Source organism: Candidatus Methylomirabilota bacterium (genome assembly GCA_027293415.1).
Classification (GTDB): Bacteria; Methylomirabilota; Methylomirabilia; order Methylomirabilales; family CSP1-5; genus CSP1-5.
This window is the reverse complement of record JAPUFX010000178.1, coordinates 1-6,806: the sequence shown is the minus strand read 5'-3', so window position 1 is coordinate 6,806 and position 6,806 is coordinate 1. Positions and strand designations below refer to the sequence as shown.

Genomic DNA, 6,806 nt, shown 5'->3' with positions numbered 1-6,806 from the left:
CCGCGCAGCTTAAGCGCTCGCGGGCTATCTGCATTTGAACGCGTCGAAATGGCTTGCCTTAAGCGAGAAGCGCGCAGCGCTTCGAGTCGAATGGCTCCCCGGGCAGGATTCGAACCTGCAACCTAGCGGTTAACAGCCGCTCGCTCCACCATTGAGCTACCGGGGAATGGCTATCCTATGCTATCGCAAACGTGTCTGACCGTCAACGGCGGGGGAACCGACGGGGCGCGAGGCAGAACTATGTTTTCTTCTGGAGTTCCTGGAGAACGATCTTGGCGATGGCCTTCAGCGTCTCGAAGACCCCGGTCCCCTCCGGGGCAACGGCCTCAAACCACGCAAGGTTCCGTGGATTGAGGGCCTTTTGCAGCTCGTCGACGGGGACGATGTTGGGCAGGTCACGCTTGTTATACTGCATCACCAGAGGAATCTTCAACGGGTCGATCCCCTGCTCCTTGAGATGTATATTCATATCCTCGAAGCTCTGGATGTTCGCTTCCATGCGCTCGAGCTGTGAGTCAGCAACAAAAACCACCCCATCAACCCCTTTGAGAATGAGCTTCCGGCTCGCCTCGTAGAAGATCTGACCAGGAACCGTGTAGAGGTGGAAACGGGTCTTGAACCCTCGCACAGTGCCTAGTTCCAAGGGCAGGAAATCGAAAAATAGGGTCCGCTCCGATTCCGTGGCCAAAGAGATAAGCTTGCCCTTCGTTGCTGGGTCGACCTTCTTGTAAATAAATTGCAGGTTCGTCGTTTTCCCGCAGAGACCCGGGCCGTAGAAGACTAGCTTGCAGTTGATCTCCCGGGCTGCGTAATTGATGAAGGACATCCCCTATCTCCTATTAAAAAGCTGCTCGAAGTCGTCATCGGTAAGGTCGCCGAACCCCGACTCCGAAAGGAAGCGGCCCTCTCCCGAGACACTCTCCGGCCGACGGGTGAGCTCCTGGAAAATCTCGTCAATGTCCCGGGAGAATTTCTTAATATGCAGCCGCACCAATCCTACGGGGGATCCCTGATCAGCCACGATCATGAGGATCACGCGGCCCCCGATGATCGAGAAATGAAGATGGTTCCGCTCCCCCTCGTGGAAGACGAAAATAAACTCCTCGTCCCCGAGGAGCTGGGCCAGAGCCCCTGCAGCTGCAATATGCCCCGCGGCGAGGCTTCCCAACGAGGTCGCGTCTAGACCGTCGGTTTCCCCCGCGCAGGCGATGAGCTGCCCGCTCTTGTCGATGAGGAGGACCGCCCTGCTCCGGGCCTTCCGATTCAGCATGTTCAGGCACGCGACGATCCGACTGAGGTCGTCCTCGTAAATAATCAGATTGGTTATGGGGTACACCCATCCTCCTCTCGTGGCTCCAGCCCATTCTGCTTTCAACTTTCATGCCATCCCAGCTAAACGAACTCCCGGCGGCCCTCCAAGGCCCGCCCCAGCGTGACCTCGTCTGCATACTCGAGGTCTCCCCCTACCGGGAGGCCGAGGGCGATCCGGGTGACCCGCACACCGAGCGGGCCAATCAGACGCGCCAGGTATAGCGCCGTGGCCTCCCCTTCCATGTTCGGATTAGTAGCGAGGATGACCTCTTTCACCCCTTCTGACCTTAGACGCTCCAACATCCCCTTCGCGGTGATCTGGTCCGGACCCCGCCCTTCGATAGGCGAAAGGGAACCTTGGAGGACATGATACCGCCCTTTAAAGGTGCCCGTTCGTTCGATGGCCATGAGGTCGTTGGCCTCTTCGACTACGCAGAGGACGCTCCCATCCCGGGTCGGATCCTGGCAGATCGTGCACTGCTCTTCCTCAGCAATGTTATAGCACCGCTCGCACACGCGGATCTTTTCCTTAATCTCTACAATGGCTTCCGCCAGCTTCATTGCCTCTTCCCGTGAGGCCTTTAGGAGATAGAAGGCAAGGCGTTGGGCGGTCTTGGCCCCTACGCCTGGAAGGCGCATGAGGACATCGACGAGACGATTGAGTGGGGAAACATACCGGATGGGCATGATCCGCTACATGAGTCCGGGCAGATTTAACCCGCCGGTCATCCGTCCCATCTCGGTGCTGAGTAGCTCTCGGGCTCGGCGCATGGCCTCGTTGGTGGCCGCGACGATCAAATCCTGGAGCATTTCCAGATCGCCACTCTGGGCCACCTCGGGGTCGATCCTCACGGCTACGATCTCCCCTCGACCGTCGGCCGTCACTGTCACCATCCCCCCGCCGGCAGAGCCTTCCACCCGCTTTTCGGCGGCCTCCTCCTGAATCCGCTCGAGCTCCGCCTTCATCCGCTGCGCCTGCTTCATCATATCGCCAAATCCCTTCATGGCTCACCTCGCTGGGATGCTGCGTCTCCACCCTCCTGGACCTCCACGATCCGACCACCAAACATCTCCAGCGCCTCGCGAACTAGGGGATGGTTCCGAGCGAAAGTCCGGGCTGATTGCTGGTTCGGTCGCCCCACCTCCGGAGCGAGGAAATGGTACTTCACCTGAAGACGCTGGCCGAAAACCGCGGAGATGGTAGAAGCGATGAGATTCCGGACCTCCGGGTCCTCTAGGGTGGACCGAGAGAAATGATTGCCGTTGGCGAACGTCAGGGTCAATGTCTCTCCTTCCAGCGCAACCTCGGCCTCGGCAAGCAGCACCGCCAAAGAGCGCCGCTCCACTCCAATGCGCCGCCGCACCTCCTGCCATCGGTCTACAAAGCCGGTCACCGGTGGCGATGGTGGTGGCTCCGGAAGGTCGATATTCTCCTGAGCTGTAAAGAGTTCTGGCTGGGGGTCTGGAAGATTAGCTTCAGTGCCGAGACGGCCCTCCAAGGTTTCCAGTCGCTTTACGAGGGCCCCGAGAGATTGAAGCCCCCGAGCCTCGGCTATCCGAACCAGCGCCATCTCTAGGACATACCGAGGATGCGATGCCCGCCGCATCCCCGCTTCAGCCTCAATCAGAAATCGGAGGGCCAATTCGACGTGGGGAATTTCGAGATTCCTCCCCCGGTCCTCGAGGTCCCGCACGGCTTCCGGCGACAGCCCAAGAATTTTCCCTGCGCCGGGTGTCAGCTTGACAACCAGCAGGGAACGAAGATGCTCCAACAGATCCAGCAGAAACGCGCGAAGATCTCCTCCCTTGGCAGCAAGCTCATCAACAAGCTCCAAAGCTCTCCCTGCTTCGCCCGCAAGGCAGGCCTCCACCGCCGCCTGGACCACATCTGGCGCCGTAGTTCCTAAAACACTTGCGACGGATTCGGCGGTCACGCGTTCCCCCGCATATGCGATGACTTGGTCCAGGATACTCTGGGCATCTCGGAGACTCCCGTCGGCCGCTCGAGCCATACTGGCTAAGGCCTCCGGCGTCACCTCCACTCGCTCGGCCTCGGCAATGGCCCTGAGCCGTTCCACCAGCAGTCCCGGGCCAATCCGCCGAAAGTCGTACCGCTGGCAACGGGAGTGGATGGTGGCGGGGACCTTGTTCGGTTCAGTCGTCGCCAGGATGAAGACGACCTTGGGCGGTGGCTCTTCCAGCGTCTTGAGCAAGGCGTTGAAAGCCGAGAGAGAGAGCATATGAACTTCATCAACGATGTAGATTTTGTAACGGCCCCTGACCGGCTGGTAAATCAACCGTTCCTGGAGGTCGCGCACATGCTCCACTCCAGTGTGCGAGGCGGCGTCTATCTCCATGCAGTCCACGGCGGCCCCCCCGGTGATCTCCTGGCAGTTGAGACACTGGTTGCAGGGCTCAGACGTGGGCCCCTTTTCGCAATTCAAGGCCTTGGCCAGGATCCGCGCCGTGGTCGTCTTACCAACACCGCGGGGACCGGCAAAGAGAAAGGCGTGGGCCACGCGGCCCTGTCGGAGGGCATTTTTGAGGGTCTGGGTTACCGGCTCCTGCCCAACCACCTCGCCAAAGGTCTGGGGACGCCAGCGTCTGGCCAGCACTTGATACGACATCACTACTCCCGTTCATGGTTCAGAGTTTAGGGTGCAGAGTCCAAAGTCCAACGTCCAAAATCGAGCTGTCCGCCCATGGTATGGAGATCGCGATCCATAATACTTCGACGTTGGACATCGGACCTTGGACGTCAAACATCGGTCATCGGAAAGTGTCCCTGGCCGTGCACCCACCGTCGATCCGTTACCCCGGCCCGTCCCCGGGACCGAAAGCTCCGGCCGAGCGCCCCTGCGGCACAGGAGGCGCACCGCTTGCCGCTGCTTCCTTCCGGACCTGACGGGGTTCACGGATCCCCCTTGCGCAGGACCCGACCCTCAACACCTCAGCCCCGGACCGATCGCCAGGAGACCGAAGACCTCAAGTGGGAGTTCAACCCCGCTATAGCGGATTGCGGGTACAGGGCACCGCTAGCTCCCCGTCTAGCACGGCCAAGGACTCTTTAACAACCGTGGACCGATGACCGTTGACCGAGAACCGATGACAGCAAAAAGCAGGAACGATGAATCCGAAATCCCCTTTTATTAATTTTGGTCGTCGGTCATCGGATTGCGGTGGACGGTTTTTATGGCGGAGAGGCCGGGATTCGAACCCGGGGTGGGTGTCACCCCACACACACTTTCCAGGCGTGCACCTTAAACCGCTCGGTCACCTCTCCACGCATATGGTTCATGGATCAGGGTTCAGGGACCAGGCCAAACATAATATCTCTTCTCACTCTGAACTATCGTGTGGCGGAGGGGGTGGGATTCGAACCCACGTGCCCCGCTCATCGCAGGACAACCCGATTTCGAGTCGGGCCCGTTACATCCACTTCGGTACCCCTCCTGCTCGCCTGTCCGGGGTTACGGAAAGTGATTGCTTATCGCCGGGCCAGGAAGAATTCCTGCAGGAGGGCTCGAGACTCCTCCGCCTGCACCCCGCCGACCACCCGAACCCGGTGAGGGAGACGCGCGTCCTCCAAGATGCGGTACAAACTCTCCACGGCGCCGCCACGTGGATCGGCGGCCCCATAAACCAGACATCCCACCCGGGCGTGCAGCAACGCGCCGGCGCACATCACACACGGCTCCAAGGTGACATACAGGATTGCCTCGGGAAACCGATAATTCCCAACCCGCTGCCCAGCCGCCCGGAGGACCAGCATCTCGGCATGAGCGGTCGGATCCCGGAGGGCGATGGGACGATTATGGGCTGTGGCCAGGACGGCACCATCCTGGACCAACGCGGCACCCACTGGGACCTCACCCTCCCCGCCCGCCCGTCGCGCCTCCCCGAGGGCGATTTCCATCCAGGGCAGATGTCCATCAAGGGCTACCTCGTTGTCCGAAGACATCGTACACCTCAGGCGAGAGTGGTCAGAGTATAACAAAGGGATCCTTGGAGGGCAACCACAAGGGGGGCGCTACACCTGCTCCTCAAGAAGCCGATTCACTTTCGTCCGGAGATCGTGAACTAAGGCTTGGTGGCGGAGCTCAAGCCGCCGCATTTCTAGTGCCCGTTTCACGGAATGGAGCATGACCTCGTTTTTGAACCCCTTCACAATGAAGTCAAAGGCTCCCAGCTTCAGCGCCGTAATGACGTTATGGGAGGACGGATGAGCGGTAACCACGATGACTGGCGTCTCGGGCGTGGTCGTTCTCAATCGCTCGATCAGCTCGAGGCCCGGCACGCCCGGCAGGACAAGATCGACTAAGACGATGTCGACCGGTTTCAGCTGCAAGACCTCGAGGGCCTGAGCGCCCGTGGCTGCGGTGAGGACGTTATACCCGTGCTCTCGGAGGAGGTCACCATAGATCGCCCGTTCCAACAGCTCGTCCTCAATAATGAGGATGGTAGCCAAGGGGGGGCGCGTCGGATCCGCCCTGGTGGAATCTTGAGCGGCCCCATCCCCACGTCGAGCCGCCTCGATCTCGTGCAGGTAGAGGAGGGTGCGTTCCAGCTCCTGCCGCAACCGCTTCACTCTGAGAAATGTCCGAACCCGGATGAGGAGTTCACTCCGTGCGATTGGCTTTCCCAGAAAGTCGTCAGCGCCCCCTTCTTTAGCCTTTTCCTTCTCCTCGACTTGGTCGAGGGCGGTAATGACCACAACGGGGGTGTCGCTCGTCTCCTTGTTGGCTTTCAGTTCCCGTAACAGGTCGTGGCCGTTCATGCCCGGCATCATGAGGTCGAGGAGGATCAAGTCTGGAGTGTCCTTCGCGACCGTCTGGAGCGCTTCCTCACCGCTCGTGGCGGTCAAGACTCTAAATCCTGCACCCTCTAAGCTGGATACGAGGATCTCGAGCGCTTCGGGATCGTCATCGACCGCCAAGATTTTCCCTGGTGGCTGTCCTGCCCCGCGATCGTCCATAAATTCCCCTGAATCTTGCTGGTTATCCATGATCGACACTGCTCCGTGGTTAATTTTCGTGCACTTTTTGTGCCAATGCACGGGCTCCCATTCCCGACCGAAAGCCGGCCTCCCCCTCCCTATGTGCCCATGTTTCAAGGCCACCAAGGGTTCTAACGTGAGGCCACTCCGCCCCTCGGCTTGCTCAAAGTCCTGCGTGATCACTGATCTCCTGAAAGGGGTTTCGCGAAGCAAGCCTTAGGCCTGTTTTTGCGGAAAAGGCTTGACCGAAGCTGGAGCACCCAATTATCTTAAACGCCCAACCGGCCAGAACAAGGTATCACCATTCCTCGCTTCAAGGCAGGTCGAACAAACCCTTGCCGGTTCAGAAAGCGGGGGTATATCGATGATGGACGACACGAGGATGCGCCCAATGTCTCGTTCCCGCCACTCATGGATGCGGAGCGTGCGCGCGGGTGCCCTTGCCATTGTCCTCTGGCCAGTATTCATGGGGCTCGCGTTTGGTGTGGAGTGGCAAGGA

The 6,806-nt window shown here is 59.8% G+C and carries 7 protein-coding genes, 3 tRNA genes and 1 other RNA gene; all 11 read right to left on the bottom strand.

What is annotated here, in order from left to right; translation table 11 throughout:
• Window positions 1-91 precede the first annotated feature (91 nt).
• The 11 genes from O6929_12365 to O6929_12315 all read right to left on the bottom strand — a co-directional run bounded on the left by O6929_12365 (window position 92) and on the right by O6929_12315 (window position 6,316).
• A tRNA-Asn gene (locus tag O6929_12365) sits at window positions 92-166 on the bottom strand.
• A gap of 72 nt (window positions 167-238) precedes the next feature.
• Window positions 239-826, bottom strand: a complete 588-nt coding sequence (locus tag O6929_12360) for a GTPase domain-containing protein (GenBank protein ID MCZ6481177.1) — start codon at window positions 824-826, stop codon at window positions 239-241.
• Between the two features lie 3 nt (window positions 827-829).
• A complete protein-coding gene (locus tag O6929_12355) occupies window positions 830-1,336 on the bottom strand; it encodes a roadblock/LC7 domain-containing protein (protein ID MCZ6481176.1) in 507 nt (168 codons plus the stop codon).
• A 56-nt stretch (window positions 1,337-1,392) separates the two neighbouring features.
• On the bottom strand, window positions 1,393-1,998 hold the full coding sequence (gene recR, locus O6929_12350; GenBank protein MCZ6481175.1) for a recombination mediator RecR: 606 nt from the start codon (window positions 1,996-1,998) through the stop codon (window positions 1,393-1,395).
• 6 nt (window positions 1,999-2,004) lie between these two features.
• The gene (locus tag O6929_12345; protein MCZ6481174.1) at window positions 2,005-2,316 is read right to left on the bottom strand and encodes a YbaB/EbfC family nucleoid-associated protein; all 312 of its coding nucleotides are present in this window, start codon (window positions 2,314-2,316) and stop codon (window positions 2,005-2,007) included.
• On the bottom strand, window positions 2,313-3,938 hold the full coding sequence (dnaX, locus tag O6929_12340; protein ID MCZ6481173.1) for a DNA polymerase III subunit gamma/tau: 1,626 nt from the start codon (window positions 3,936-3,938) through the stop codon (window positions 2,313-2,315). Before dnaX ends, O6929_12345 begins: the two co-directional genes overlap by 4 nt.
• Window positions 3,939-4,100: 162 nt before the next feature.
• An RNA gene (ffs, locus tag O6929_12335) (signal recognition particle sRNA large type) lies at window positions 4,101-4,367 on the bottom strand.
• A gap of 137 nt (window positions 4,368-4,504) precedes the next feature.
• Window positions 4,505-4,594 (bottom strand) — tRNA-Ser (locus tag O6929_12330).
• A gap of 74 nt (window positions 4,595-4,668) precedes the next feature.
• Window positions 4,669-4,764: transfer RNA gene (locus O6929_12325), tRNA-Ser, on the bottom strand.
• 34 nt (window positions 4,765-4,798) lie between these two features.
• The gene (gene tadA, locus O6929_12320) at window positions 4,799-5,272 is read right to left on the bottom strand and encodes a tRNA adenosine(34) deaminase TadA (GenBank protein MCZ6481172.1); all 474 of its coding nucleotides are present in this window, start codon (window positions 5,270-5,272) and stop codon (window positions 4,799-4,801) included.
• A gap of 69 nt (window positions 5,273-5,341) precedes the next feature.
• The gene (locus O6929_12315; GenBank protein MCZ6481171.1) at window positions 5,342-6,316 is read right to left on the bottom strand and encodes a response regulator; all 975 of its coding nucleotides are present in this window, start codon (window positions 6,314-6,316) and stop codon (window positions 5,342-5,344) included.
• Between the last annotated feature and the right edge of the window lie 490 nt (window positions 6,317-6,806).

Coding starts and splice junctions, on each gene's coding strand:
- O6929_12360 (MCZ6481177.1), bottom strand. CDS start 826: ATGTCCTTCATCAATTACGCAGCCCGGGAGATCAACTGCAAGCTAGTC.
- recR (MCZ6481175.1), bottom strand. CDS start 1,998: ATGCCCATCCGGTATGTTTCCCCACTCAATCGTCTCGTCGATGTCCTC.
- O6929_12345 (MCZ6481174.1), bottom strand. CDS start 2,316: ATGAAGGGATTTGGCGATATGATGAAGCAGGCGCAGCGGATGAAGGCG.
- dnaX (MCZ6481173.1), bottom strand. CDS start 3,938: ATGTCGTATCAAGTGCTGGCCAGACGCTGGCGTCCCCAGACCTTTGGC.
- tadA (MCZ6481172.1), bottom strand. CDS start 5,272: ATGTCTTCGGACAACGAGGTAGCCCTTGATGGACATCTGCCCTGGATG.
- O6929_12315 (MCZ6481171.1), bottom strand. CDS start 6,316: ATGGATAACCAGCAAGATTCAGGGGAATTTATGGACGATCGCGGGGCA.